This is a genomic window from Pseudoxanthomonas winnipegensis (assembly GCF_004283755.1).
Classification (GTDB): domain Bacteria; phylum Pseudomonadota; class Gammaproteobacteria; order Xanthomonadales; family Xanthomonadaceae; genus Pseudoxanthomonas_A; species Pseudoxanthomonas_A winnipegensis.
The window spans coordinates 168,728-194,301 of record NZ_SHMH01000001.1 but is presented as its reverse complement, the minus strand read 5'-3'; the positions used below and the strand labels follow the sequence as shown (position 1 = coordinate 194,301).

Below are 25,574 nucleotides of genomic sequence, written 5' to 3'. Positions count from 1 at the left end.
ACGGACGATTTTAGCGTGCGTCGCCGCCGGCCTTCGGCTTGCGGCCCAGCCGCGCGCGCAGCCCCGGCCAGCTGGAGGTCAGCACGATGGCCAGCGCCAGCAGCAGCTCGATCCAGCCGTACAGCCGCACTTCCGGATGCGACCAGGCCGTCATCACCCCGTGGCTGAACCAGCCCAGCGCCAGCACACCCGACCAGAACACCGCCAGCCGCGATCCCAGCCGCGCACCGATGGCCAGCACCAGCGGCGGGGCGGTGAACACCAGCAGCGTGGCCAGCACATGGCGATCGTCGCGGAACCACCAGCCGAACAGCGCCGACAGCGCCAGCAGCATCAGCGCCAGCAGCGGGCGCGGGGTGCGCACGCCGCTCATGGCGTGGCCTGCAGCCGACGCGCGATGTCGGCCAGACGCCGGCCCAGCGCACGGGCCAGCGCGGCCTCTTCCTCGCTGGGCTGCGGATCGTCCTCGCCGCCGGCCACGTGGCTGGCGCCATAAGGCGTGCCGCCGGTGCGCGTGGTGCTCAGCTGCGGCTCGGTGAACGGAATGCCGGCGATCAGGCAGCCGTGGTGCAGCAGCGGAATCTGCATACTCAGCAGCGTCGCTTCCTGTCCGCCGTGCTGGCTGGCGGTGGAGGTGAACACCGCCGCCGGCTTGCCCACCAGCGTGCCGCTGGCCCATTCGGCGCCCAGCGAATCGAAGAAGAACTTCATCGGCGCGGCCATGTTGCCGAAGCGCGTCGGGCTGCCGATCGCCAGCCCGGCGCAGTCGGCCAGATCCTGCTTGTCGACGTAGGGCGCCCCCTCCTCGGGGATCGGCGGCGCGCTGCGCTCGGTCACCACCGCCACCTGCGGCACGGTGCGCAGGCGCGCCGCCATGCCCTCGACCTCGCCGACGCCGCGTGCGATCTGCCGCGCCAGCCGCGCGACCGAACCGCCACGGCTGTAGTAGAGGACCAGGATCTCGGGCATCGGCGGGGCATCCACGCGGCAAGGGGGCGCCAGTATCGGCGCTGACAGGCCGGCTTGTCGCGGACGAGGATGGCCGCCACCACAGCCGCCCACGCCACTTCGGGTAGGCTTGGCCCCGATGTCCCTGGCCTCCACCTTGCATCGCTGGAACGAGCACGTGCGCGACCGGGCGCGGCTGACGGCGTTCGCGCGCTTTCTGCTGGGGCGCTTCTGGGACGACCGCCTGTTCCAGACCGCGGCCGCGCTGGCCTATACGACCATGTTCGCGCTGGTGCCGCTGGCAATGGTGGTGTTCGGCGTGCTGGCCGCGTTCCCCGGCTTCCGCCAGTGGAGCGACACGCTCAGCGACTACGTGTTTTCCAACTTCGTGCCCAGCGCGGCGCGCTCGGCGCAGGGCTATCTGAAGGAGTTCGCCGCGGCGGCGCGCGATCTGACCGTGGCCGGCGTGATCGCGCTGGTGATCTCGCTGCTGATCACGCTCAACAGCGTCGAGGCCGCGTTCAACCGCATCTGGCGCGTGTCGGGCACGCGCCCGCGGCTGGGGCGCTTCGTCATGTACTGGACGGTGCTGACGCTGGGCGCGCTGCTGTCGGCCGCTTCGCTGGCGATCACCGCCAAGGTGTTCGCGCTGCCGCTGTTCCGGACCGCCGAGGGGCGGCAGGTGGCCTCGCTGGCCCTGTCGCTGGCGCCGGTGCTGATCGAGCTGTGCGCCATCGCCGCGATCTACCGCGTGGTGCCGCATCGATCCATCCAGTGGCGCTACGCCTTCGCCGGCGCGCTGCTGGCCACGGTCGGGCTGGAGGCGATCAAGTGGGGCATGGGCCTGTATCTGGCCAGCTTCAATTCCTATACGCGCATCTATGGCGCGGTGGCGGTGGCGCCGATCCTGATGCTGTGGATCTATCTGAGCTGGAGCTCGATCCTGCTCGGCGCCTCGCTGGCCTCGTCGATGGCGGCCTTCCGCTACCAGCCGCAGGCCATGCGCCTGCCCGAGGGCTTCGAGATCTACGGCCTGTTGCGCCTGCTCGGGCGCTTCGTCGAGGCGCGGCGCCACGGCCATGGCCTGACCGACAACCAGATCATGAAGCTCGAGCCGATGCTGACCGACTCGCTGGTCCAGGAACTGATCGGCCATCTGGCGCGCATCAACCTGCTGCGCTGCGCGGACGACGGGCAGTGGCTGTTGGCCCGCGATCTGGAAGACACCACGCTGGCCGAACTCTACGAGGCCTGCCAGCTGCGCATCCCCATCGCCGAGGTGACGCTGCCCTGCCAGGACGACGCGCTGGGCGTGGCCGCGCGCGAGGCGCTGGACCGCGTCCGCCTGCCCGTGCGCGAGCTGCTGCAGCACCACGCCGGCACCCTCTACCGCAACCTGCCCGAGTCGCCCCGCTGATGACGCCCTCCCGTTCCCGCGTTCTGTCCCTGTCCCTGGCCTGCACGGCGCTGCTTGTGCTGGCGGCCTGCCAGCGCGCGCAGGCGCCCGCCACCTCCGCACCCGCCGTCGCCGCGCCCGAAACGACCACCGCGCCGCCGTCCACGCCGGCCGCCGCCGATGGCCCGGTCGCGCTGAAGCTGACCGCCACCGACGGCAGCACGCTCGACCTGGCCACGCATCGCGGGCGCTGGGTGGTGGTGAACTTCTGGGCGACCTGGTGCCATCCCTGCCTGGCCGAGATGCCGGCCCTGTCCGAACTGGACCAGCGGCGCCAGGACATCGACGTGGTCGGCCTGGCCTTCGACGACATCGCGCCGGATGCGCTGGTGGCCTTCCTCAAGCAGCACCCGGTCGCCTATCCGATCGCGCAGGTGTCGATGGATCACCCGCCGGCCGCGTTCGAGCCGCCGGCCGGCCTGCCCACGACCTATCTGCTCGATCCGCAGGGCCGGATCGCCAAGCGCTTCCTCGGGCCGATCACCCCGCAGGAGATCGAACAGGCCGTCGACGCCGGCACGGCGGCCAAGTCCTGAGCGCCATCGCCGCCCGGTTCCTGGTCAGCGGACGGGTGCAGGGCGTGTTCTTCCGCGCCTCCACCCGCGATCAGGCCCGTGCGCTGGGGCTGGACGGCTACGCGCGCAATCTGGCCGATGGCCGGGTCGAGGTGGTGGCGCGCGGCGAGCCCGCCGCCGTGGAGGCGCTGGCTGCCTGGCTGGCGCACGGCCCCGCGCTGGCGCGGGTCGATACGCTGGAACGTGCCGCCTGGGATGAGGCGGTCGCGCCGGGCTTCGGCATCGGCTGACGGCCGCCGCCGTCGTGCTCAGCCTGTGCTCTGGCCCGGCAGCATGGCGGTGGCCAGACGGGCCAGGCCGCGGCGCGGCACTTCCGGGTCGAGCGACAGCTGCAGGGCCTGGGCCAGGCGCTGCGGAAAGGCCGCGTCGTTGTCCAGGAAGAAGGCCCGCGCGGCCTCGCCCAGCGCGGCGCAGGTCTCGGGGCTGAGCGCCAGCGCGCGTTCGACCACCGCCTCGATCGCCTCGGCCTCCACGCGGTAGCGCGTGCCCAGCGCCATCGCCCGCTGCGCCGAGGGCTGCAGCAGCAGGCCGCGCTCGGGGGTGACCAGCTCGTTCATCGGCTCGCCGTCGGTGGTGATGACCACCGCGCCGGTGCTCAGCGCCTCGACCAGGTAGTGGCCGAAGCCTTCAGCCTCGGACGGGCACAGGTGGAAGGCGTGCGCGTTCTGCAGTTTGCGCAGCTGCGCATCGTCCAGGTAGTCCAGGCGGTGATTGATGTTGGGGGCCACGATCCGGGGCACATCGCGCGACTGCACCACCGTCAGGGTCGGCCACTCCGGGTGGCGCAGCCAGGCCTGGACCACCGCCTCGGTGCCCTTGGCCGTGCTGCGCCCGGCCACATGCAGGAAGGCGCGGCGGCGCGGCACGCTGGCGTCGAAGCGGTCCTCGCTGGTGAAGCCGATGTAGCGCGTCTCGCAGCCCAGCGCGCCGAACACCCGCTCGGCGTGGCGGGTCTTGCACAGCACCCGCTCGAACCGCGGCAGCAGCGGCAGCCACTTGTCCAGCATCCACTCCGGATTGGGGACCAGCACGTTGCGCCGGGCGGCCGGCAGGCAGCCCCGGTAGACGCGCTCCAGGAAGATCTGGGTCTCGATGCGCCCGGTGGCCAGGGCCCCCAGTCGGGCCCGGGCCTGGCGCAGGTTGTTGCCCATCCGCGACCCGCCGAAGGCCAGCGCCTGGCTGCCGATCTGCGCGCTGGCCAGGGCCCGCGACATGATGACCAGGTCGCGGCGCAGCCCCACCCCGTTGTCACGGGTGATCAGGCGGACGCGCGGCGGGAGGGGGGGCGAGGCGGAAGCAGGGGCGAAATGCAGCATGGGTGACGTCCGGCACGGGCACAGGTGCCGTGATGAACACATGATGAAAGGTTTAGCGCATTTCGTCACGCTGCGGGGGCAGCATTTGTCACCGTGTATTCAGTCGCTGTGGCCCGGACGCCCTCGCCGGGCCATCGGCTGACGCGTTACCGGCGTTACCGCTCGTCGCTGGTGTCCGGGATCGGCTCGATCAGGTGGTAGCTCTCGGTCAGCAGCTTGCCGTGCAGGGGTTTCATGTCCAGCCGGGCCGGTGGCACTGTGGTATCCGGCAGGCGCGAGAGCAGGTCACGGATCAGGGTGATGCGCCCGCGCCGCTGGTCGTTGAAGTCCACCAGGGTCCACGGCGCGTGGTGAGTATGGGTAGCGGCCAGCATCGCCTCGCGCGCCTCGGTATAGGCCGCGTACTGCTTGCGCGCCTCCAGATCCACCGGCGAGAGCTTCCAGCGCTTGAGTGGGTCCTCCAGCCGCTCGGCGAAGCGCGCCTCCTGCTGGGCCTGGTCCACGGTCAGCCAGTACTTGAACAGCAGGATGCCGTCGTCGATCAGCAGGCGTTCGAAGATCGGCACCTGCTGCAGGAAGGACGCGTACTGGTCCGGCGTGCAGAAGCCCATGACCCGTTCCACGCCGGCGCGGTTGTACCAGCTGCGGTCCATCAGCACGATCTCGCCGCCGGCCGGCAACTGCTGCACGTAGCGCTGGAAATACCACTGCGTGGCTTCGCGGTCGGACGGCTTGGGCAGCGCCACGACCTTGCACTGGCGCGGGTTGAGGTGCTCGCGGATGGCATCGATGGCCCCGCCCTTGCCGGCGGTATCGCGGCCTTCGAAGATCACCACCACGCGCTTGCCGGTCTGCAGCAGCCAGCGCGACAGGTTGACCAGCTGCAGCTGCAGCGGCGCGAGTGCTTCCTCGTAGTCCTTGCGCTTGAATTTCTTGCTCATGACGGGTCCTGGCGCGGGCGTGGCGGCCGAGCTTATTCCTTCAGCCGTGGCCGCAGGGTCGCCAGGTTGCAGGGCCGGGTGCGGGCGTCGAGCTGGGCCGAGACGATCTTCTCCCAGGCCGTGCGACAGGCGGAGGTCGAGCCCGGCAGGCAGAACACGAAGGTCTGGTTGGCCAGCCCGGCGAAGGCGCGCGACTGCAGCGAGGAGGTGCCGATCTCCCCCACGCTGACCGCGCGGAACAGCTCGCCGAAGCCGGGCATCTGCTTGTCCAGCAGTGGCGCGATCGCCTCGGGCGTGGAATCGCGCCCGGTGAAGCCGGTGCCGCCGGTGATCAGCACGCCGTCCACCTCGTCATCGGCGATCCAGGCCGAGACGATGGCGCGCATGCGGTAGATGTCGTCCTTCACCAGCGTGCGCTCGTGCAGCAGGTGGCCGGCGTCGGTGGCGGCCTGGACCAGGTAGTCGCCGGAGCTGTCGTTGGCCAGGGTGCGCGAGTCGGAGACGGTCAGCACGCACAGGCGCAGGGGAATCAAGGTATCTGCATGGCTCATCGCGCCAGCCTAAGCCCAGGGCGGTGAGGCTTCAACGAAGGCCATGTCCAAATGAAAGACGCCGGCCTCCCGAAGGAAGCCGGCGCCGGTGCGGACCGCAGCTGACGCTTACGGCTGGGTGCTGGCGTTGGCCGACCCGTTGGCCGAGCCGCCGACCGAGGCGTTCACGCCCTTGCGCGAGGCGCTGCCGCTGGTGTTGCCGCTGGTGTTGCCGGAGGCGGCGGCGTTGCTGGTGCTGTTGCCCAGGCTGTTGCCCAGCGCGCCGTTGCCGTTGGCGTTGCCCGAGGCCGAGCCGTTGGCGCTGGTCGACGCGGCGCTGTCACCGGCCTGCGAGGCGGCGCTGCCGACCTGGCTGGCGGCGCCCTGCACACCGCTCTGGGCGCGGGTCGCGGCGGCCTGCGCGCCGTTGCGCACGCGGCCGGCGGTGTTGCGCACGCCCTGCGTGGCCTGGCTGGCGCCGGCGCGGGCCGAGCCGACGGCCTGCGCCGCGCTGGACTCGGCGGCGCTGGTCACACCGCTGGTGTCGAGGCTGGCCGAGCCAGCCGCGTTGCCGGCCCCGTTGAGCGCACCGCTCAGGTCGCCGTTCGAGGCACTGGCGGCGGCGTTGCCTGTGCCGCTGGCGTCACCGGTCAGCGACGCGGTCGAACCGGCGGCGTTGCCCAGCGCCTGCGCCTGGCCGCCGACCGACTGCGCCTGGTCGCGCACCGAGGCGGCGGTGTCCGACGCGCGCTGCTGGGCGCGCTGGGTGGCGCGCTCGGCGCGGTTGCGGGTCTGCTGCAGGCGATCGCCGGCCATGCCGCGGGTGTTGTCGATGGTGTTGCCGATGCCGTTCACGGGCGCACCGACGCCGCCGATCTGGCCGCCAAGGTTGCCGGCGCCGCCGATGGCGCCGCCCACCTGGCCACCCAGACCGCCCAGGACCTGAGCCGATGCACCGGTGCTGGCCAGCGCGATGATGGCGGCCGTGGCCCACGTCAGAGTGTTGTGACGCATGAGATGTCTCCCTCGTTGGCGCGGGAAATCCGCTGCCTTCAGGAAGCACTACGGCCCAGCGGGAAAATTTCTTCCCGGCGTTTCTAACGTGTTGCCGCCTGTTCATCTGGCGTGCCCGGGACCAGCCCGCGGCCGTAGACCGGGTCCGGGCCCGGCTTGCCGAGGTCGCGCGCATGCGCCGCCAGGGCGGCGAGCAGGGCGTCGGCATCCTCGTCCGGATGCACGGCCAAGGCTTTCGCAGCGAGCGCGGCCACGCGCGGGGCGGCGAACGAGGTGCCGCGCATGCGTTCGAACCTGCCGCCCGGCGCGGCGGCCTCCACCTGCGCGCCGACCGCCGCCAGATCCACCTGCGGACCGCGCCCGGCTTCGGGCAGGACGCGATCGCGCGGATCGACCGCGGTCACGCCGATCACCTCTGGATAGGCCGAAGGAAACAGCGGCGCCGCCGCCGGCCCATCGTTGCCGACCGCGGCGACCACGACCATGCCGCGCCCGATGGCGGCGGCCACCGCCCGCTTGAGCAGCGCATTGTCCGGCCCGACCAGGCTCAGATTGACCACGCGGACCTGCTGCCGGGCCAGCCAGGCCAGGGCCTGGGCGACTTCCAACGCGTTGCCGCCGGTCGGCGCGCCGCAATACACATCGGCGGCGAACAACTGCACGCCGGGCTGCGCGTGCTGGCCATCGCCGACCAGCAGCGAGGCCACCGCGGTGCCGTGCAGGTCCGGGTGCGGCTGGTCGTCGCAGCCCCAGCGCTGCACCTGCGCGCCTTTCAGCGCGGGGTGGCCGGCGTCCACGCCGCTGTCGACCAGGCCGACGCGCCAGGGCGTGGCCCCTCCCGCGGCGGGCGTCGCCGCAGCGCCGCTGGCCGCTTCGGCCGCGCCGCTGCTGGCATAGAGGTGGTCGTAGTCGTAGCTGCCGGCCGGATCGAGTGCGCGCAACGCTTCGACCGCCCGGCGCGTGGATTGGCCGGCCGGCGCGCGCAGCGCCACAACCTCCAGGTCCAGCCCGTCCAGCCGGCGCGGCGCCTCGACGGTGAAGCCCGCCTGGCGCGCGCGTTCCAGCGCCTCGGGGGTCGGCGCCAGCGCCAGGACCTGGCTGCGGATCACCACGTTGTCATTGGGGTCGGTATCGAGCACGTCGCGGTGCTCGCGCAGCAGCTGGCGCTGGCCGAGCTGGCGTGCGTGGGTGAGGGTGCGGTCGGCGAGGGTGGTGGCGTCGCGCATCAGCGGGTCCACGACCTGCCCCAGCGTCCGGGTGATCGGCGCGGCGGCCTGCGGCAGGGGCGGCAGCGGCTGCAACTGGGCCATGGCGACCGGCGCACAGGCCAGCAGCGCCGCAAGGGCGACCGTCTGCGCTAGGATCGCGCCGCCTTGGGATCGCCGTGGCAGGGGGAAAAATGTTGCGCGGGTCATGGAAGCAATCTGGCTTCCCAATCGTATATCAGGCATGAAGCAGGACGCGGCGAGCCCGTGTTTCCGCCAGGCGCTGTGCGAGCGGCTGCCCAAACTCCGCCGTTACGCACGCAATCTGGCCGGCACACCGCACGATGCGGACGACCTGTTGCAGGTCGCCGCCGAGCGCGCCCTGGCGCGCGCGGCGCAGTGGGATCCGGCCCAGCCGCTGGATCCCTGGCTGTATCGCATCGTGCGCAACGCCTGGATCGACGAGGTGCGCGCGCGCCGGCGCGGCCAGGAGGTGTTCGCCGATGCGGAGCTGGGCGAGCAGGTCGGCGAGGACGCGGTCGGGGCGCACGCGCTGCGCCTGTCGGTGGAGGCGGCGATGGCGCGCCTGCCGGAGGAACAGCGCAGCGCCATCGCGCTGGTGCTGGTGGAAGGCCTGGCCTACCGCGAGGCCGCGCAGGTGCTGGAGATTCCGATCGGCACCCTGACCAGCCGACTCGCGCGTGGACGCGAGGCGTTGCAGGCCCTGCTGGGCGAACCTGGAGAAGCGACATGAACATCGACGACGCCACCCTGATGGCTTACCTGGACGAAGAGCTGGACCCGCAGGACGCGGCGCAGGTCGATGCCGCGCTGGCGCGCGATCCGGAACTGGCCGCGCGTGTGGCGCGGCAGCAGCGTCTGGACGCGCGCCTGCGCACTTCGCATGCCGCCACGCTCGAGGAGCCGATGCCCGACGCGCTGGTGCAGTTCGTCCTGGGCCACGGCGCGGCATCGCCCGCGGCCGAGCCGACGGCGGCGCCGAGCAACGTGGTGGCGTTCCCGCCGCGCAAGCGGGCGCGCACGCTGTGGACGCATCTGGGCGCGCTGGCGGCCGGCGTCGTGCTGGCGGTGATCGCGCTGCCCTGGCTGCGCGGCACCGGCGGCGCGGATTGGGTGCAGGGCGCCGACGGCCTGCAGGCACGCGGCGCGCTGGCCGCCGCGCTGGACGATCAGCTCTCTGCCGACCGCGCGGGCAAGGTGCAGATCGCCCTGAGCTTCCGCGACCAGGACGGGCAGTACTGCCGCGCCTTCCGCGTCGAATCGGCCAGGACCGCGGGCCTGGCCTGCCGCGGCGCCCAGGGCTGGTCGCTGCCGGTGCTGGCGCGCGATGCCGAGCACGCGCAGGGCGAGCTCAGGCAGGCCGCCTCGCCGCTGCCGCCGGCGGTGCTCGATGCGGTGGATGCGCGTATCGACGGCGACGCGCTGGATGCCGGTGGGGAGCAGGCTGCGCGCAAGGCGGGCTGGCGCTGAGCGACGGGCTAGCCGGCGGAACAGGGTCAGGCGGACTGTCGCTTCCTGGAAGCATGCACCTTCCAGTGGGCTCCCTGTTTCAAGTCCCTACAGTCCCACTACCGTCGTTCCCGCGAAGGCGGGAACCCATGGACGTTGACGCGGGAAACTCGAAGGCACTGGGTGCCCGCGTCCGCAGGAGCCACGGCTGTTGGTGTTCTGCCTTGGGGCGGCCATCACCTGGTTCGATGCCCTGTGATCTGAAGCGTCACGTCCATGGATTCCCGCCTTCGCGGGAATGACGGACTGATGCATGTCCGCGAGTGCATGGACGGCGCGGGCTCTCCCCACCGCGCTCTTGGCTTTCAGCCTGTCGCGCCGTTCCCTCGACCCGCTACGCGCGTGCCGGAACGACGGCCTGATCCACCCAGCAGGCGCGCCCACGCTCTGCGCTTGGCTCAGCCCTCAGCCAACCGCGCCAGTTCGTCGGCCTGGTGCTCCTGCGCCAGCCGGCCGATCAGCTCGTCCAGGCCGCCTTCGATGATGTTGGGCAGGTCGTACAGGGTCAGGCCCTCGACGCGGTGGTCGGTGATGCGGCCCTGCGGGAAGTTGTAGGTGCGGATGCGCTGGCTGCGGTCGCCGCTGCCGACCTGCAGCTTGCGCGTCTGCGCCTCGGCCGCGGCCTGCCGGCTGCGCTCGGCGTCCAGCAGCTGGGCCTTGAGCCGCTTCATCGCCTTGTCGCGGTTGGCGTGCTGGCTGCGCTCGGTCTGCGACTCGACCACCACGCCGGTCGGCACGTGGGTGATGCGGATCGCCGAATCGGTCTTGTTGACGTGCTGGCCGCCGGCGCCGGAGGAGCGGAAGGTGTCGACCTTCAGATCGGCCGGATTGATCACGATCTCCTCGACCTCGTCGGCCTCGGGGATGATCGCCACCGTCGCGGCGGAGGTATGGATGCGGCCCTGCGATTCGGTCGCCGGCACGCGCTGCACGCGATGGGTGCCCGACTCGAACTTCAGCCGGGAATACGCGCCGCGGCCGACGATGCGCGCCACCACTTCCTTGTAGCCGCCGTGCTCGCCGGGGCTGTCGGATTCCACTTCCACCTTCCAGCCCTGGCGCTCGGCGTAGCGCGCGTACATGCGGAACAGGTCGCCGGCGAAGATCGCCGCCTCGTCGCCGCCGGTGCCGGCGCGCACCTCCAGGAACAGGTTGCCCTCGTCGCGCGGATCGCGCGGGACCAGCAGGGCCAGCAGTTCGTCCTCCAGCTCGGCCAGGCGCGTCTGCGCGCTGGCGATTTCCTCTTCGGCCAGCTCGCGCATCTCCGGGTCGGCGCGCAGCGCCTCGGCGGCGACCAGGTCGGCCTTGGCGCGCACCTCGGCGTCCAGTGCGCTGGCCAGCGGCGCCAGCTGGGCGAACTCGCGCGAGAGGTCGCGGAAGCGCGTGGTGTCGGCGACGACGGACGGGTCCGCGAGCAGGCGTTCGAGTTCTTCGCGACGCTCGGCCAGCGCTTCCAGCTTACGGCGCAGGGTCGGCGTCATCGGGCAACGTGGCGTGGGAGTAGGGGGCCTTGGCCGGGAACAGCCGTTCGGCGGCGCGGGTGAGTTCGGTATCGCCGCGCAGCGCCGCTTCGCGCAGGGCGGCGGTCGGCGGGTGCAGCAGGCGATTGGTCAGGGTGTGGGCCAGCTGCTCCAGCACCTGGGCCGGGTCGCGGCCGTTGGCCAGCTGCGCCTGGGCCTTCTCCAGCGCATCGCGGCGCGTGGTCTCGCCGTAGGCGCGCAGGCGCTTGAGCGGCTCCTGGCGCGGGGCGGCCTGCAGCGTCTCGACGAAGCGCGCCACCTGCAGGTCGATGATGGCCTCGGCCTCGTCGGCGGCCTGGCGGCGGCTGCGGCGGTTTTCCTCGACCGCGCGCTCCAGGTCGTCGACCGTGTAGAGATAGGCGTCGGCCAGGTCGGCGACGCTGGCCTCGATGTCGCGCGGCACGGCCAGGTCGAACAGCATCATCGGCTTGTGCCGGCGCCGCGTCAGCGCCTGGGCGACCTGCGCGCGGCTGATCACCGGCTCGCGCGCGGCGGTGGCGGAGAACACCACGTCGGCCTCGGCCAGGTGGCGGTCCAGCTCGTCCAGGGGCAGGGCATAGCCGCCGTGCTGGCTGGCCAGCGCCTGGGCATGGGCCAGGGTGCGGTTGGCGATCAGCAGGCGCCGCACCTTGCCTTCGCTCAGATGCCGGGCGGCCAGCTCGATGGTCTCGCCGGCGCCGACCAGCAGCACGGTCGAGTCGCTCAGGCGGGCGAAGGAGTTCTGCGCCAGCCGCACCGCGGTGGAGGCCACCGACACCGGGTTGGCGCCGACGCGGGTGTCGGTGCGCGCGCGCTTGGCCACGGCGAAGGCCTGCTGGAACAGCCGGTCCAGGCCGCTGCCCAGCGCCTGATGCTCGCGCGCCAGGGCCCAGGCGTCCTTCACCTGGCCCAGGATCTGCGGCTCGCCCAGCACCATGGAATCCAGCCCGGTGGCCACGCGGAACAGGTGGCGCACCGCGTCGGCATCGCGGTGGCGATACAGATACGTGTCCAGTCCCTCGCCATGCGCGGCCAGCCACTGCACCAGCGGCGTGGCGTCGTCGGCCACGGCGTAGAGCTCGGTCCGGTTGCAGGTGGACAGCAGCGCGGCCTCGCTGACCTGCGGCAGGGCGCGCAGCGCGTCCAGCGCCGCAGGCAGCGCCTCGCCGGCAAAGGCCACCCGTTCGCGCAGGGTGACCGGCGCGGTCTGGTGATTCAGTCCAAGGACCCACAACGTCATTTCGGGGCTTGCGCTAAGCTGCTGGCGTGTTGTTGCCTGCCATTTTACGGCCCGGTTCCCCCTAATGCCCGCAAAGATGCGTTTCGTCCCGCCGTTGCTGCTGTTCGTTGCCGGATTCGCATCCTCTGCCGCGGTCCTCGCCAAGGAGTCGGTCCCGCCAGGCGGGACGACCGGCGCGGTGCTCGAGCCGGTCATGGCCGGCGAATTCGCCCTGCAGGCTGGCAAGCTGCCCGAGGCCGCGCGCTGGTACCTGCAGGCCGCCCAGGCCGGCCACGACGTGGGCCTGGCCGAACTGGCCACCCGCATCGCCCTGCTGGCCAATGACGACGCGCGCGCCGCGCAGGCGCTGGCGCTGTGGCAGCAGCGCGCGCCCAGTTCGCTGGCCATGCGCGCGGCCCAGGCCACCGTGGCGCTGCGCGAGGGGCGCGAGCGCGTGGCCCGGCGCCAGCTCGAATCCCTGCTGCGCGACAGGGACCCGCAGGCCTGGCGCTACGCGCTGACCGTGCTGGGCAGCGGCGGCCGCGACCCGGCCCTGGCCGGGCGCCTGCTCGGCCAGCTGCTGGACGACAAGGCGCTGCCGAACGACCTGACCGCCTGGCTGGCCTTCGGCGGCCTGGCCCAGTCGCTGGACCAGCCGGCGCTGGCCGAACGCATCGTCGGCGAGGTGGTCAAGCGCTTCCCGGTCAATCCGCGCGTGGCCCTGCTGCATGCCAGCCAGCTGCGCCAGGCTGGCAAGCTCGACCAGGCCCGCCAGGTGCTGGCCGACCTGCAGGGCCAGGCCAACCTGGACCCATCTGTGCGCCTGGGCGTGGCCGCCGAATACGACCACCTGGGCTCGCCCGCGCTGGCCGCCGCCGCCCTGGCCAAGGGGCCGCAGGACACGCGCAGCTTCGGGTTGCGCGCCTCGCTGCTGGCCAAGGCCCAGGATGACGCCGGCCTGGCCGCGCTGTACGACGAGGCCAAGGCCTCGGCCGAGGCGCAGGACCCGGCCCAGCGCCTGCTGCTGGGCCAGATCGCCGAATACCTCAAGCGCCCGCAGGACGCGCTGGGGTGGTACGAGGGCGTCGGCGCCGGCGAGCACGCGATCGAGGCGGGCCTGCGCGCGATCGGCACCCTCGACCAGCTCGGCCGCACCGAAGAGGCCTTCGCCCGGGTCCATGCCATGCAGGCCGACGCGTCCATCGACGAATCCGCCCGCCGCGACGCCTACCTGCTGGAGGCCGAACTGCGCCAGAAGCACGACGACGATGCCGGCGAACTGGACGCCCTGGCCCGCGGCCTGGCCGCCTATCCCGACGACAACAACCTGCTCTACGCGCGCGGCCTGGCCTGGGAGCGGCGCGACCGCATCGACCGCGCCGAGGCCGACCTGCGCCGCGTGCTGGTCACCGACCCGACCAACACCGCCGCGCTCAACGCGCTGGGCTACACCCTGGCCGACCGCACCGACCGCTACAAGGAAGCGCTGGAGCTGATCGACCGCGCCCGCGCCGCGGCGCCGGACGAGGCGGCGATCATCGACAGCTACGGCTGGGTGCTCTATCGCCTGGGCCGCAAGGACGAGGCGCTGGTGCAGCTGCGCCGCGCCTACACGCTGATGAAGGACCCGGAGATCGCCGCCCACCTGGGCCAGCTGCTGTGGGAGAAGGGCCAGCACGAGGAGGCGCGCAAGCTGTTCGAAGAGGCGCGCCGGCTCGATCCGGACAACCGCTCGCTGCAGCGCGCGCTGGAGAAGACCGGCGCATGATCGCTCGCCTCCTGTCCGTGGCCGCGCTGTGCGGCGTCCTGCTGCTGGCTGGCTGCGCCAGCCCCGGCGTGCGTGGACCGGCGCCGGCCCCGGTCGATGCTGGTATCGCGGCCGACGCCCAGGCCGCGCGCGAGACCTGGCTGGCCGCCCACCGCGACTGGTCGATGACCGGGCGGGTGGCGATCCGCCGCGCCGACAAGGGCGGCAGCGGCCGCATCGACTGGACCCAGCGCAGCGACGCATTCGATGTCGCGCTCGCCGCACCGGTCACGCGCCAGACCTGGCGCCTGGTCGGCAGCCCCGGGCACGTGCGGCTGGAGGGCGTTGACGGCGGCCCGCGCCAGGGCGCCGACGCCGGCCAGCTGCTGTTTGAGACCACCGGCTGGGAGATTCCCGTGCAGGCCCTGGCCTACTGGATCCGCGGTCAGGCCGCGCCGACGCTGGCGCCGGCCCGGCTCGCCTACGGTGCCGACGGGCAGCTGTCCCGGCTGCAGCAGGGCGGCTGGACCATCGACTTCACCGCCTGGCAGCCGCCGGCGGCGGACGGCACGCCGGCGCTGCCGGCACGGATCGAGGCCCAGCGCGGCGATGCGCGCGTGCGCCTGATCGTCGACACCTGGCAACCGGCCGTCGCGACGCCATGAGCCAGTCCCTCGTGCCCGGCGGCTGGTCCTGGTGGCCGGCGCCGGCCAAGCTGAACCTGTGTCTGCGCATCACCGGCCGTCGCCCGGATGGCTACCACGAGCTGCAGAGCGCCTTCCGGCTGCTGGACTGGGGCGACACTGTCGGCATCCGGCTGCGCCAGGACGGGGTGATCGCCCGCGTCGGCGACTCGGTGCCGGGCGTGGCGGAGGCCGACGATCTGCTGGTTCGTGCCGCCAAGTTGCTGCAAAAGCACGCCAACGTCGCGCTTGGTGCGGATATCCGCGTCGAAAAGCGCATTCCGGCCGGCGGTGGCTTCGGCGGCGGTTCGTCCGATGCCGCCACCGTCCTGCGCGTCCTGGACCACCTCTGGGGCACGGCCCTGGGCGAGGACGCGCTGGCCGCGCTGGGCCTGACGCTGGGCGCGGACGTGCCGATCTTCGTGCGAGGGCGCAACGCCTGGGCCGAAGGCGTCGGCGAGCGCCTGACCCCGATCGCGCTGCCGCCGGCCTGGTATGTGCTGGTCGACCCCGGCCTGCATGTCGCCACGCCGGTCCTGTTCGCCTCCCCGGATTTGACGCGCAATGCCGCACCCGTGAAAATAGCGGACTTCCTTTCCGGATCCGTGCCCGACAACGTGTTCGAGCCGGTGCTGCGTCGTCGCGAACCTGCCATCGAGGCGGTCTTCGCCACGCTCTCGCGCATCGGGACGCCACGACTGACGGGGACGGGCAGCGGCTGTTTCGTGGAGTTCGCAAGCCTTCAGGCCGCCCAGGCCGGACTGGCCTTGCTGCCGAGCGAACTGCGCGGCTGGGTGGTGGCCGGGGCGGCGCGTTCGCCCCTGCTGGACGCCCTGGACGGGAGCGCACGCAAGGACTGATCCACTGGGGCGTCGCCAAGAGGCCTAAGGCACCGGGTTTTGATCCCGGCATTTCGTAGGTTCGAATCCTACCGCCCCAGCCAATGTCCTCATCGCATGCGCGCGCGGCCCGACCGGTTGCCTCATCGGCCCGGGACGCGCAAGGCGAGTCCTCGGCCTGCACGCCACGCAGTCCGGCGCCCGCGCAGTGCCGTCCATCCCGCTTTCCTGCCGCTGTCCCACGAGATTCCCATGCAAGACGATCGCAGCCTGCTGGTCTTTTCCGGCAACGCCAACAAGCCGCTGGCCCACAGCATCTGCCGCGAACTCGGCGTGCGTCCGGGCAAGGCGATGGTCTCGCGCTTCTCCGACGGCGAGGTGCAGGTGGAGATCGAGGAGAACGTGCGCCGGCAGGAGGTGTTCGTGATCCAGCCGACCTGCGCGCCCAGCGCCGAGAACCTGATGGAGCTGCTGGTGATCATCGACGCGCTCAAGCGCGCCAGCGCCGCCAGCGTCACCGCGGTGGTGCCGTACTTCGGCTACTCGCGCCAGGATCGCCGCCTGCGCTCCTCGCGCGTGCCGATCACCGCCAAGGTCGCCGCCAAGATGTTCAGCGCGGTCAACGCCGACCGCGTGCTCACCGTCGATCTGCACGCCGACCAGATCCAGGGCTTCTTCGACATCCCGGTCGACAACGTCTACGCCTCGCCGCTGCTGCTGGCCGACATCTGGCGCGCCTACGGTACCGACAAGATGATGGTGGTCTCGCCGGACGTGGGCGGCGTGGTGCGCGCCCGCGCGGTCGCCAAGCGCCTGGACGATGCGGAGCTGGCGATCATCGACAAGCGCCGTCCGCGCGCCAACGTGTCCACGGTGATGAACATCATCGGCGACGTCGAGGGCAAGGAGTGCGTGATGGTCGACGACATCGTCGACACCGCCGGCACCCTGTGCGCCGCCGCCGCGGCGCTGAAGGACCGGGGCGCGACCAAGGTCGCCGCCTACTGCACCCATCCGGTGCTGTCCGGCCCGGCCGTGGACAACCTCAACAAGTCGGTGCTGGACGAGCTGGTGGTCACCGACACCATCCCGCTGTCGGATGCGGCCAAGGGCTGCAGCAAGATCCGTCAGCTGTCGGTGGCCAGCATGCTGGCCGAGACCATCCGCCGCATCGCCTTCGGCGAGTCGGTCAGCTCGCTGTACGTGGATTGAGGTCGGGATTGGGGATTGGGCATTGGCGATTCGCAAGGCGTTAGCGCGCTTGGCGAATCCCCAATCCCGAATGCCGAATCCCGGCCTTCCAACGGCTCTCCTGGTCGCGGGGGAGTCGCATCGCCACCGCGAGGTGGCTTACTCAAGCAAAGAAGTGAAAAACCCATGGCAACGACACATGAAATCAAGGTGGAGCGCCGCGAGGACGGGGGGAAGGGTGCGAGCCGCCGCCTGCGTCACGCTGGTAGCGTCCCCGCCATCGTCTACGGTGGCGACCTCAAGCCGGTCAGCATCCAGCTGAGCCACAACGACGTCTGGCTGGCCAGCCAGCACGACTGGTTCTACTCCTCGATCCTCTCGCTGAGCCTCAACGGCGACGTGCAGAAGGTGCTGCTGCGTGACATGCAGCGCCATCCGTACAAGCAGCAGATCATGCACCTGGACTTCCAGCGCGTGAACGACAAGGAGTCCATCCGCACCGCCGTGCCGCTGCACTTCCTGGGCCAGGACACCTCGCCGGCCGGCAAGGCCGCCGACGTCGTGGTCGCCCACGAGCTCAACGAAGTCGTGGTCGAGTGCCTGCCGGGCGACCTGCCCGAGTTCATCGAGCTGGACCTGTCCAACCTGGCCGTCGGCGACGTGATCCACCTCTCGCAGCTCAAGCTGCCCAAGGGCGTGGAACTGCCGGAGCTGAAGCTGGGCGCCGAGCACGACGTGGCCGTGGTCACCGCCAAGTACGTCAAGGTCGAGGACGAGTCCGCCGAGGGCGAGGCGTCGGCCGACGTGCCGGCCGCCAAGGTCGCCGACGACAGCGAAGCCAAGGACGCCGAGTAACCGGACGCGCCGGGGCGCGCCAGCGGCGCGTCCCGGCGGTTCGGCGAACCTTCGATGGAAGGCGTGCGTCTCATCGTCGGGCTGGGCAATCCCGGACCCGAACACCTGCGGACCCGGCACAACGCCGGGTTCCGTTTTGTCGACACCCTCGCCATGCAGCTGGGCGCGCGCTTCGCCGTGGACGCCAAGCTGTTCGGCGAGACCGCCCAGGTCAGCCTTGGCGGGCAGACGGTGCGCCTGCTCAAGCCGGCCACCTACATGAATCTATCGGGCAAGTCGGTCGTGGCGGCCCTGCGCTTCTGGAAGCTCGAGCCCGAGCAGACGCTGCTGGTCCACGACGAACTGGACCTGCCGCCCGGCATCGCGCGCCTGAAGTTCGACGGCGGCCACGGCGGCCAGAACGGGCTGCGCGACACCATCAGGCTGCTGGGCCACGCGCGCTTCGGCCGCCTGCGCATCGGCATCGGCCATCCCGGCCACAAGGACAAGGTCACCGGCTGGGTGCTGGGCCGACCGAGCGCGGACGACGAAATCCTGATCGGCCGTGCGATCGACGACGCGCTGGACGTGCTGCCCCTGGCAGTGGCCGGCGATTTCAACGAGGCGATGAAGCGGTTGCACACGCAGGGCAAATAGGGAATGGGGAATGGGGAATGGAAAGGCGGCCACGCTCTTCGATTCCCTATTCCCGATTCTCCATTCCCGGATGACACACATGGGCATCAAATGCGGCATCGTCGGCCTGCCGAACGTCGGCAAGTCGACCCTCTTCAACGCGTTGACCAAGGCGGGCATCGCCGCGGCCAACTTCCCGTTCTGCACCATCGAGCCCAACGTGGGCGTGGTGCCGGTGCCGGATCCGCGCCTGGGCGCGCTGGCGGAAATCGTCAAGCCGCAGCGGGTCGTGCCCACGGCGGTGGAGTTCGTCGACATCGCCGGCCTGGTCGCCGGTGCGGCCAGCGGTGAGGGCCTGGGCAACAAGTTTCTGGCGCACATCCGCGAGGTCGATGCGATCACCCACGTGGTGCGCTGCTTCGAGCATGGCGACATCATCCACGTGAACAACAAGGTCGATCCGATCTCGGACATCGAGACCATCGACACCGAGCTGGCGCTGGCCGACCTGGACAGCGTGGAGAAGGCGCTCAACCGCGCCGAGCGCGGCGCCAAGGGCGGCGACAAGGAAATGATCGCGCGCAAGCCGGTGCTGGAGAAGCTGCGCAAGGCGCTGGACGACGGCAAGCCCGGTCGTGCGGCCGGCCTGGACGAGGAGGAGAAGGCGCTGGTGCGCGACCTGTTCCTGCTCACCCTCAAGCCGGTGATGTATATCGCCAACGTGCTGGAGGACGGCTTCGAGAACAATCCGCACCTGGACGCCGTGCGCGCCCGCGCGCAGGCCGAAGGCGCCCAGGTGGTGCCGGTGTCGGCGGCGATCGAAGAGGAGCTCTCGCAGCTGGAGGACGCCGACCGCGACGCCTTCCTGGCCGACCTGGGCCTGGAAGAGCCCGGCCTGAACCGCGTGATCCGCGCCGCCTACCAGCTGCTCGGCCTGCAGACCTACTTCACCGCCGGCGTGCAGGAAGTGCGCGCCTGGACGGTCAAGGCCGGCTCGACGGCGCCCAAGGCCGCGGCGGTGATCCACACCGACTTCGAGAAGGGCTTCATTCGCGCCGAGACCATCGCCTACGACGATTTCATCAAGTACAAGGGCGAGGCCGGGGCCAAGGAGGCCGGGCGCCTGCGGCTGGAAGGCAAGGAGTACAAGGTGCAGGAAGGCGACATCCTGCATTTCCGCTTCAACGTATGAGCCGGACGCGGCCCTGCGGGTCGCTATTGCCTAGTCGTCATGAGAAGGCCGCGCATTGCGCGGCCTTTTCGTTGCATGCGTCCTGGAGTCGCTGACAGGCATCCCTGTCGTCGTTCCCGCGAAAGCGGGAACCCAGCGACTCTGGCGCAGTGAGCCAAGGGCGCTGGGCGCTGCGGACACGGCACGCGTCACCCGTTCCGGGATCCCGCCGGACCGCTCAATCCGAGCGGCCCACCAGCTCACGCCCGATCAGCATGCGCCGGATCTCCGAGGTGCCCGCGCCGATCTCGTAGAGCTTGGCGTCGCGCCACAGCCGCCCGGTCGGGTACTCGTTGATGTAGCCGTTGCCGCCCAGCGCCTGGATCGCCTGTCCGGCCATCCAGGTGGCCTTCTCGGCGCTGTAGAGGATCGCCCCGGCCGCGTCCTTGCGCGTGCTGCGGCCGCGGTCGCAGGCGCGCGCCACCGCGTACACGTAGGCGCGGCAGGCGTTGAAGCCCACGTACATGTCGGCCAGCTTGCCCTGCATCAGCTCGAACTCGCCGATCGGCCGGCCGAACTGCCGCCGCTGGCGCACGTAGGGCAGCACCGTGTCCAGGCACGCGGCCATGATCCCCAGCGGACCGCCGGAGAGCACGATGCGCTCGTAGTCCAGGCCGGACATCAGCACCTTCACGCCCTGGCCCAGGCCGCCCAGGATGTTCTCCTCGGGCACCTCGCAGTCCTCGAACACCAGCTCGCAGGTGTTCGACCCGCGCATGCCCAGCTTGTCCAGCTTCTGCGCGGTGGAAAAGCCCTTGAACCCGCGTTCGACGATGAACGCCGTGATGCCGCGCGCCCCGGCCGCCGGATCGGTCTTGGCGTACACCACCAGCGTGTGCGCGTCGGGCCCGTTGGTGATCCACATCTTGGTGCCGTTGAGCAGGTAGCGATCGCCGCGCCGGTCCGCGCGCAGCTTCATGCCGACCACGTCCGAACCGGCCCCGGCCTCGCTCATCGCCAGCGCGCCGATGTGCTCGCCGCTGACGAGCCTGGGCAGGTAGCGCGCCTTCTGCGCGGTGTCGCCGTTCTTGCGCAGCTGGTTGACGCACAGGTTGGAATGCGCGCCGTAGGACAGGCCGATGGCCGAGCACGCGCGCGAGATCTCCTCCATGGCCACCACGTGCGCCAGGTAACCCAGCGCAGTGCCGCCGTATTCCTCCTCCACGGTCAGTCCGAGCAGGCCCATCTGCCCCAGCTGCGGCCATAGCGCGTTAGGGAAGGCGTTGTCGCGGTCGGCCTGGTCGGCCAGCGGGGCGATCACCTCGCTGGAAAACGTGCGCACGGCGTCGCGGAGCTGGTCGATGTCCTCGCCAAGCTCGAAGCTGAAATCCTGTGTCATGAGTCTCCGAAGTCAGGCGCCACGCCACGATCCGACGCGCTGCGCACCATACAGGCTGAAGACGAGCGCCCGTGATGGCACGCCGCAGGGCAACATGGTGCTTCCCGTGGCGGCCATTGCCTGCCACAATGCGCGCCCCCGCGGCAGGCCGCCGTGGGGCTCGCCTTCGCAGGCGAGCATGCGCCCGCTCCAGGCGCATCGGTGAATCGGGCAGGATCCTCGCGCAGTCGTTGACAGCACATCGATCCCACGCCAGAATCACCGGCTGTTTCACCCCGGCCCGAAAGGCCGGACCCAAGCGTCATCCGGAGGGATACCCAAGCGGCCAACGGGGGCAGACTGTAAATCTGCTGGCTTACGCCTTCGGTGGTTCGAATCCACCTCCCTCCACCAAGAAGTTCGAGCAGTTGCGGTATCCCGGCGCGGGAGTAGTTCAACGGTAGAACCTCAGCCTTCCAAGCTGATGGTGCGGGTTCGATTCCCGTCTCCCGCTCCATTGAACTGCCGCTCCATCGTCGCCAGATGGTCCGCAGCTGCCACACGTTTCACGCTCACGTAGCTCAGTCGGTAGAGCACCTCCTTGGTAAGGAGGAGGTCGAAGGTTCGATTCCTTTCGTGAGCACCATCCAAGCAGTACGTTTCACCCTCTTATCTAACGATCCGAGAAGAAGCAGCCATGGCAAAGGGTAAGTTCGAGCGCACCAAGCCGCACGTGAACGTGGGCACGATTGGTCACGTTGACCATGGCAAGACGACGCTGACGGCGGCGCTGACCAAGGTGGGCGCGGAGCGTTTCGGCGGCGAGTTCAAGGCCTACGACGCGATCGACGCGGCGCCGGAAGAGAAGGCGCGCGGCATCACGATCTCCACGGCGCACGTGGAATACGAATCGCCGAGCCGCCACTACGCGCACGTGGACTGCCCGGGCCACGCCGACTACGTGAAGAACATGATCACCGGCGCCGCCCAGATGGACGGTGCGATCCTGGTGTGCTCGGCCGCTGACGGCCCGATGCCGCAGACCCGCGAGCACATCCTGCTCTCGCGCCAGGTGGGCGTGCCGTACATCGTCGTGTTCCTGAACAAGGCCGACATGGTGGACGACGCCGAGCTGCTGGAGCTGGTGGAGATGGAAGTCCGCGAACTGCTGAGCAAGTACGAGTTCCCGGGCGACGACACCCCGATCATCCACGGTTCGGCCCGTCTGGCGCTGGAAGGCGACCAGTCGGAGATCGGCGTGCCGGCGATCCTGAAGCTGGTCGAGGCGCTGGACACCTGGATTCCGACCCCGGAGCGTGACGTCGACAAGGCGTTCCTGATGCCGGTGGAAGACGTGTTCTCGATCTCGGGCCGCGGCACCGTGGTGACCGGCCGTATCGAGCGCGGCGTGATCAAGGTGGGCGAGGAAATCGAGATCGTCGGTATCCGTCCGACCCAGAAGACGACCGTGACCGGCGTGGAAATGTTCCGCAAGCTGCTGGACCAGGGCCAGGCGGGCGACAACGCGGGTCTGCTGCTGCGCGGCACCAAGCGTGACGACGTGGAGCGTGGCCAGGTGCTGGCCAAGCCGGGTTCGATCACCCCGCACACCGAGTTCGAGGCCGAGGTGTACGTGCTGTCCAAGGATGAGGGTGGCCGTCATACGCCGTTCTTCAAGGGCTACCGTCCGCAGTTCTACTTCCGCACCACCGACATCACCGGTGCGATCGAGCTGCCGGAAGGCACCGAGATGGTGATGCCGGGCGACAACGTGAAGATGAAGGTCACGCTGATCAACCCGGTGGCGATGGACGAAGGCCTGCGCTTTGCGATCCGCGAGGGTGGCCGTACCGTCGGCGCCGGCGTGGTGGCCAAGATCATCAAGTGACGTGACGGCGCGCTCGCGCGCAAGCGCGAGCGCCTTTGCCGGAGCGTCATCCCCGCGAAAGCGGGGATCCAGCGACTCGACATAGACGCACCAAGCTATCAGTCCCGCACCCGCGGGAGTCCACGCATCGGCACGGGCGAGTCTTGCGGTTCGCCGGTGCCTTTACAGTTCATACGCCAGTAGCTCAATTGGCAGAGCAGCGGTCTCCAAAACCGCAGGTTGGGGGTTCGAGTCCCTCCTGGCGTGCCACTGTCCAGATCGTCCCGCCTTCGCAGGCGGTGCAGTGCAAGGCGGCACATCCAACCCGAATGAACAGCAAGATCCAACCATCCAAGGCGCCGACCACGTCCGCGGGCGATATCGCCAAGTACGTGGCGGCCGGGGCACTGGTCGTTGCCGGCCTGGTGGTGTGGTGGTGGTCTGCCGGCCAGTGGGCGACCCCGCTGCGCGCGCTGATCGTGATCGTCGGCCTGGTCGCCGGCGCCGCGGTGTTTGTGGCCACGGCCAAGGGCAAGGACACCCTGGAATTCCTGTCCGAGTCGCGCTTCGAGCTGCGCAAGGTGGTGTGGCCGACCCGTCAGGAGTCGCTGCGCATGACCTGGGTGGTGATGGTGGTGGTGGTGATCCTCAGCCTGATCCTGGCTGGCTTCGACTTCGGCATTCAGTGGCTGGTCGAAAAACTGTTCACGATGGGCCGTTGAGGAGATTTCCACAGTGAAGCGTTGGTACGTGGTACACGCCTATTCAGGCTTTGAGAAGTCCGTGGCACAGGCGCTGCGCGATCGGATCGTGCGCGACGGCATGGAAGATCGCTTCGGCGACGTGCTGGTGCCCACCGAGGAAGTGGTGGAGATGCGGTCGGGCCAGAAGCGCCGGTCCGAGCGCAAGTTCTTCCCCGGCTACGTGCTGGTCCAGATCGAGACCCACGACGAAGCCGGCATCCCGCGCATGGACAACGAGTCCTGGCACCTGGTGAAGGACACCAGCAAGGTCCTGGGCTTCATTGGCGGCACCGCCGACCGTCCGCTGCCGATCCGCGACGAAGAGGCTGCCGCGATCCTGGACCGTGTTCAGGAAGGTGTCGAGAAGCCGCGTCCGAAGGTGCTGTTCGAGCCGGGCGAGATGGTCCGCGTGGTCGACGGCCCGTTCAACGACTTCAACGGCGTGGTCGAGGAAGTCAATTACGAGAAGAGCCGCCTGCGCGTGGCCGTGCTCATCTTCGGCCGCTCCACCCCGGTGGAGCTGGAATTCGGCCAGGTCGAGAAGGCCTGAGCCCCCGCCGCCGGCGCCGCTTGCGCCGGACGGCCCAAAACCTGCTATAGTGCCCGGCTCCCTTGTCCGGTCAGCCGGGCAACCGCAATGGCCGCCCTCGTTGGCGGCCTTTGTCGCGAACGCATACGCGATGTCGGGACGCGTGATTTTCCCGATCCGATGGGGAGCCTGATCCTAGGCGCTAGCACCCGGAGAGCATTGAAATGGCAAAGAAAGTTGTCGGTTACATCAAGCTGCAGGTGAAGGCCGGCCAGGCCAACCCCTCGCCGCCGGTCGGTCCTGCGCTGGGTCAGCGCGGTCTGAACATCATGGAGTTCTGCAAGGCGTTCAACGCAGCGACCTCCAAGCTCGAGCCGGGTCTGCCGACCCCGGTCATCATCACCGCCTACTCGGACCGTACCTTCACCTTCGTGACCAAGTCGACCCCGGCTTCGGTGCTGCTGAAGAAGGCGGTGGGCATCCAGTCCGGCTCCAAGCGCCCCAACACCGAGAAGGTGGGCAAGGTCACCCGCAAGCAGCTCGAGGACATCGCCAAGGCGAAGGAACCCGATCTGACCGCGGCCGATCTGGACGCGGCGGTGCGCACGATTGCGGGCTCGGCCCGTTCCATGGGTCTGACGGTCGAGGGCTGAAGACATGGCAATGAACAAGCGACAGAAGGCCATCCTGGCCGCCGTGACCCCGGGCAAGGCGTACGCCTTCGAAGAGGCCGTGAACATCCTCAAGACCGCCGCCAAGGCCAAGTTCGTCGAGTCCATCGACGTGGCCGTGCGTCTGGGCGTGGATGCCAAGAAGTCCGACCAGCAGGTGCGCGGTTCGACCGTGCTGCCGGCCGGTACCGGCAAGGCCGTGCGCGTGGCGGTGTTCGCCCCGGCCGGTGCCAAGGCTGACGAAGCCCTGGCCGCCGGCGCCGAAGCGGTCGGCATGGACGACCTGGCCGAGAAGATGCAGGCCGGCGATCTGAACTACGACGTGGTCATCGCCACGCCGGACGCGATGCGCGTGGTCGGTAAGCTGGGTCAGGTCCTGGGCCCGCGCGGCCTGATGCCGAACCCGAAGGTCGGCACCGTCTCGCCGAACCCGGCCGAAGCGGTGAAGAACGCCAAGTCGGGTCAGGTGCGCTACCGCACCGACAAGGCCGGCATCATCCACTGCACCATCGGCAAGGCCTCCTTCGAGGACGAAGCCCTGAAGAACAATCTGCAGGCCCTGCTGGCCGACCTGGTCAAGGCCAAGCCCTCGACCGCCAAGGGCCAGTACCTGCAGAAGATCTCGATCAGCTCGACCATGGGCCCCGGCGTGACCGTGGACCAGTCCTCGCTGAACCTGAAGTAAGAAAGACGGGAACGCGTAGCGGGGCAGGGCGACGAGTCAAGGCAAAGGAACAGCGCCGGCCACTCGTCTCTCGATCCCCGCCATGTGTTCCCGCGTTTGGGGGCGATCTGCGGTGCGAGCCGCAGAAAGCCGTCAAAGACCGCAGGTGCGGTCAGCGCGCTCCGACGACGGGCAGGGAAGCTCGGTCCTGGCAAGGATTCGGCGTCGGCGCTAGCGGGACTGCTTGATTGGCCTTGGGCCAGCCCGCGCAGATGGTGCCGCCTTCATCGGTTTCTGGTCTTGCTTCGCGCAGGCCAGTTGATAAGGCCACCAGTGGGACGCGAAGGCGTCCCCGGCGTCCAGGACGGACGCTGCCCTGGACCGCAAG

Annotated in this window: 27 protein-coding genes and 5 tRNA genes; 22 read left to right on the top strand and 10 right to left on the bottom strand. The window is 70.1% G+C overall.

Annotated features, from left to right (window positions below; genetic code table 11):
- Nucleotides 1-10 precede the first annotated feature (10 nt).
- Both EAT51_RS00945 and wrbA read right to left on the bottom strand, forming a co-directional pair.
- A complete protein-coding gene (locus EAT51_RS00945) occupies nt 11-373 on the bottom strand; it encodes a DUF2069 domain-containing protein (protein ID WP_130515899.1) in 363 nt (120 codons plus the stop codon).
- Complete coding sequence (wrbA, locus tag EAT51_RS00940; protein WP_130515901.1) at nt 370-969, bottom strand: NAD(P)H:quinone oxidoreductase; 600 nt, start codon at nt 967-969, stop codon at nt 370-372. The genes EAT51_RS00945 and wrbA overlap by 4 nt, the downstream gene beginning before the upstream one ends.
- 118 nt (nt 970-1,087) lie before the next feature.
- Here wrbA and EAT51_RS00935 point away from each other — a divergent pair, with 118 nt between their 5' ends.
- The 3 genes from EAT51_RS00935 to EAT51_RS00925 are packed head-to-tail and all read left to right on the top strand — an operon-like array spanning nt 1,088 to nt 3,209.
- Entirely contained in the window at nt 1,088-2,365 is a 1,278-nt protein-coding gene (locus EAT51_RS00935; protein WP_130515903.1) for a YihY family inner membrane protein, read from the top strand.
- Nucleotides 2,365-2,940 carry a TlpA family protein disulfide reductase gene (locus EAT51_RS00930; RefSeq protein ID WP_130515905.1) on the top strand — a complete coding sequence of 192 codons (576 nt, stop codon included), beginning with the start codon at nt 2,365-2,367 and terminating at the stop codon, nt 2,938-2,940. The genes EAT51_RS00935 and EAT51_RS00930 overlap by 1 nt, the downstream gene beginning before the upstream one ends.
- Nucleotides 2,937-3,209 carry an acylphosphatase gene (locus EAT51_RS00925; protein WP_130516246.1) on the top strand — a complete coding sequence of 91 codons (273 nt, stop codon included), beginning with the start codon at nt 2,937-2,939 and terminating at the stop codon, nt 3,207-3,209. Before EAT51_RS00930 ends, EAT51_RS00925 begins: the two co-directional genes overlap by 4 nt.
- 18 nt (nt 3,210-3,227) lie before the next feature.
- Here the strand turns inward: EAT51_RS00925 and EAT51_RS20720 are convergent, their stop codons facing one another.
- From EAT51_RS20720 to EAT51_RS00900, 5 genes are all read right to left on the bottom strand, one after another.
- On the bottom strand, nt 3,228-4,295 hold the full coding sequence (locus EAT51_RS20720; protein ID WP_323052876.1) for a glycosyltransferase: 1,068 nt from the start codon (nt 4,293-4,295) through the stop codon (nt 3,228-3,230).
- A gap of 155 nt (nt 4,296-4,450) precedes the next feature.
- Nucleotides 4,451-5,236, bottom strand: coding sequence for a polyphosphate kinase 2 (gene ppk2, locus EAT51_RS00915; protein ID WP_130515909.1), 786 nt, complete (start codon nt 5,234-5,236; stop codon nt 4,451-4,453).
- A gap of 32 nt (nt 5,237-5,268) precedes the next feature.
- Nucleotides 5,269-5,787, bottom strand: a complete 519-nt coding sequence (gene moaB / locus EAT51_RS00910; RefSeq protein WP_130515911.1) for a molybdenum cofactor biosynthesis protein B — start codon at nt 5,785-5,787, stop codon at nt 5,269-5,271.
- A 108-nt stretch (nt 5,788-5,895) separates the two neighbouring features.
- Nucleotides 5,896-6,780: a hypothetical protein gene (locus EAT51_RS00905; RefSeq protein WP_130515913.1), complete on the bottom strand. Its 885-nt coding sequence runs from the start codon at nt 6,778-6,780 to the stop codon at nt 5,896-5,898.
- A gap of 83 nt (nt 6,781-6,863) precedes the next feature.
- Nucleotides 6,864-8,090 (bottom strand): S8 family serine peptidase, encoded by a 1,227-nt coding sequence (locus tag EAT51_RS00900; protein ID WP_228257774.1) that lies wholly within the window; start codon nt 8,088-8,090, stop codon nt 6,864-6,866.
- 139 nt (nt 8,091-8,229) lie between these two features.
- Between EAT51_RS00900 and EAT51_RS00895 the strand changes: the two genes are divergently transcribed.
- Nucleotides 8,230-8,739 carry an RNA polymerase sigma factor gene (locus EAT51_RS00895; protein ID WP_130515915.1) on the top strand — a complete coding sequence of 170 codons (510 nt, stop codon included), beginning with the start codon at nt 8,230-8,232 and terminating at the stop codon, nt 8,737-8,739.
- Nucleotides 8,736-9,476, top strand: coding sequence for an anti-sigma factor family protein (locus tag EAT51_RS00890; RefSeq protein WP_130515917.1), 741 nt, complete (start codon nt 8,736-8,738; stop codon nt 9,474-9,476). The genes EAT51_RS00895 and EAT51_RS00890 overlap by 4 nt, the downstream gene beginning before the upstream one ends.
- Nucleotides 9,477-9,913: 437 nt before the next feature.
- On the opposite strand, the gene prfA is transcribed toward EAT51_RS00890, so the two are convergent.
- Nucleotides 9,914-10,996: a peptide chain release factor 1 gene (gene prfA, locus EAT51_RS00885; RefSeq protein WP_130515919.1), complete on the bottom strand. Its 1,083-nt coding sequence runs from the start codon at nt 10,994-10,996 to the stop codon at nt 9,914-9,916.
- A complete protein-coding gene (hemA, locus tag EAT51_RS00880) occupies nt 10,974-12,254 on the bottom strand; it encodes a glutamyl-tRNA reductase (protein ID WP_130515921.1) in 1,281 nt (426 codons plus the stop codon). Before hemA ends, prfA begins: the two co-directional genes overlap by 23 nt.
- 64 nt (nt 12,255-12,318) lie before the next feature.
- Here hemA and EAT51_RS00875 point away from each other — a divergent pair, with 64 nt between their 5' ends.
- From EAT51_RS00875 to ychF, 8 genes are all read left to right on the top strand, one after another.
- A complete protein-coding gene (locus EAT51_RS00875; RefSeq protein ID WP_165422672.1) occupies nt 12,319-14,001 on the top strand; it encodes a tetratricopeptide repeat protein in 1,683 nt (560 codons plus the stop codon).
- Nucleotides 13,998-14,645 carry a lipoprotein insertase outer membrane protein LolB gene (gene lolB / locus EAT51_RS00870; protein WP_130515925.1) on the top strand — a complete coding sequence of 216 codons (648 nt, stop codon included), beginning with the start codon at nt 13,998-14,000 and terminating at the stop codon, nt 14,643-14,645. Before EAT51_RS00875 ends, lolB begins: the two co-directional genes overlap by 4 nt.
- Nucleotides 14,642-15,523: a 4-(cytidine 5'-diphospho)-2-C-methyl-D-erythritol kinase gene (gene ispE, locus EAT51_RS00865; protein WP_130515927.1), complete on the top strand. Its 882-nt coding sequence runs from the start codon at nt 14,642-14,644 to the stop codon at nt 15,521-15,523. Before lolB ends, ispE begins: the two co-directional genes overlap by 4 nt.
- Nucleotides 15,524-15,528: 5 nt before the next feature.
- Nucleotides 15,529-15,606, top strand: a tRNA-Gln gene (locus tag EAT51_RS00860).
- 148 nt (nt 15,607-15,754) lie between these two features.
- Nucleotides 15,755-16,714, top strand: a complete 960-nt coding sequence (locus EAT51_RS00855) for a ribose-phosphate diphosphokinase (RefSeq protein WP_130515930.1) — start codon at nt 15,755-15,757, stop codon at nt 16,712-16,714.
- A 165-nt stretch (nt 16,715-16,879) separates the two neighbouring features.
- Complete coding sequence (locus EAT51_RS00850; protein WP_130515932.1) at nt 16,880-17,548, top strand: 50S ribosomal protein L25/general stress protein Ctc; 669 nt, start codon at nt 16,880-16,882, stop codon at nt 17,546-17,548.
- A gap of 54 nt (nt 17,549-17,602) precedes the next feature.
- Nucleotides 17,603-18,184 (top strand): aminoacyl-tRNA hydrolase, encoded by a 582-nt coding sequence (gene pth / locus EAT51_RS00845; protein WP_130515934.1) that lies wholly within the window; start codon nt 17,603-17,605, stop codon nt 18,182-18,184.
- 79 nt (nt 18,185-18,263) lie between these two features.
- Nucleotides 18,264-19,355 (top strand): redox-regulated ATPase YchF, encoded by a 1,092-nt coding sequence (gene ychF, locus EAT51_RS00840; protein WP_130515936.1) that lies wholly within the window; start codon nt 18,264-18,266, stop codon nt 19,353-19,355.
- 217 nt (nt 19,356-19,572) lie between these two features.
- Here the strand turns inward: ychF and EAT51_RS00835 are convergent, their stop codons facing one another.
- A complete protein-coding gene (locus EAT51_RS00835) occupies nt 19,573-20,733 on the bottom strand; it encodes an isovaleryl-CoA dehydrogenase (protein ID WP_130515938.1) in 1,161 nt (386 codons plus the stop codon).
- Between the two features lie 307 nt (nt 20,734-21,040).
- On the opposite strand from EAT51_RS00835, the gene EAT51_RS00830 reads away from it, so the two are divergent.
- From EAT51_RS00830 to rplA, 9 genes are all read left to right on the top strand, one after another.
- Nucleotides 21,041-21,126: transfer RNA gene (locus EAT51_RS00830), tRNA-Tyr, on the top strand.
- Between the two features lie 29 nt (nt 21,127-21,155).
- Nucleotides 21,156-21,229: transfer RNA gene (locus EAT51_RS00825), tRNA-Gly, on the top strand.
- A 53-nt stretch (nt 21,230-21,282) separates the two neighbouring features.
- A tRNA-Thr gene (locus tag EAT51_RS00820) sits at nt 21,283-21,358 on the top strand.
- A 51-nt stretch (nt 21,359-21,409) separates the two neighbouring features.
- Complete coding sequence (gene tuf, locus EAT51_RS00815; RefSeq protein ID WP_130515940.1) at nt 21,410-22,600, top strand: elongation factor Tu; 1,191 nt, start codon at nt 21,410-21,412, stop codon at nt 22,598-22,600.
- A 173-nt stretch (nt 22,601-22,773) separates the two neighbouring features.
- Nucleotides 22,774-22,849: transfer RNA gene (locus EAT51_RS00810), tRNA-Trp, on the top strand.
- Nucleotides 22,850-22,908: 59 nt separating this feature from the next.
- On the top strand, nt 22,909-23,301 hold the full coding sequence (gene secE / locus EAT51_RS00805; protein ID WP_130515941.1) for a preprotein translocase subunit SecE: 393 nt from the start codon (nt 22,909-22,911) through the stop codon (nt 23,299-23,301).
- A gap of 13 nt (nt 23,302-23,314) precedes the next feature.
- Nucleotides 23,315-23,872 (top strand): transcription termination/antitermination protein NusG, encoded by a 558-nt coding sequence (gene nusG, locus EAT51_RS00800; RefSeq protein WP_130515943.1) that lies wholly within the window; start codon nt 23,315-23,317, stop codon nt 23,870-23,872.
- A 203-nt stretch (nt 23,873-24,075) separates the two neighbouring features.
- Complete coding sequence (rplK, locus tag EAT51_RS00795) at nt 24,076-24,504, top strand: 50S ribosomal protein L11 (RefSeq protein WP_130515946.1); 429 nt, start codon at nt 24,076-24,078, stop codon at nt 24,502-24,504.
- Nucleotides 24,505-24,508: 4 nt separating this feature from the next.
- Nucleotides 24,509-25,207, top strand: coding sequence for a 50S ribosomal protein L1 (gene rplA / locus EAT51_RS00790; RefSeq protein WP_130515948.1), 699 nt, complete (start codon nt 24,509-24,511; stop codon nt 25,205-25,207).
- Nucleotides 25,208-25,574: the final 367 nt, after the last annotated feature.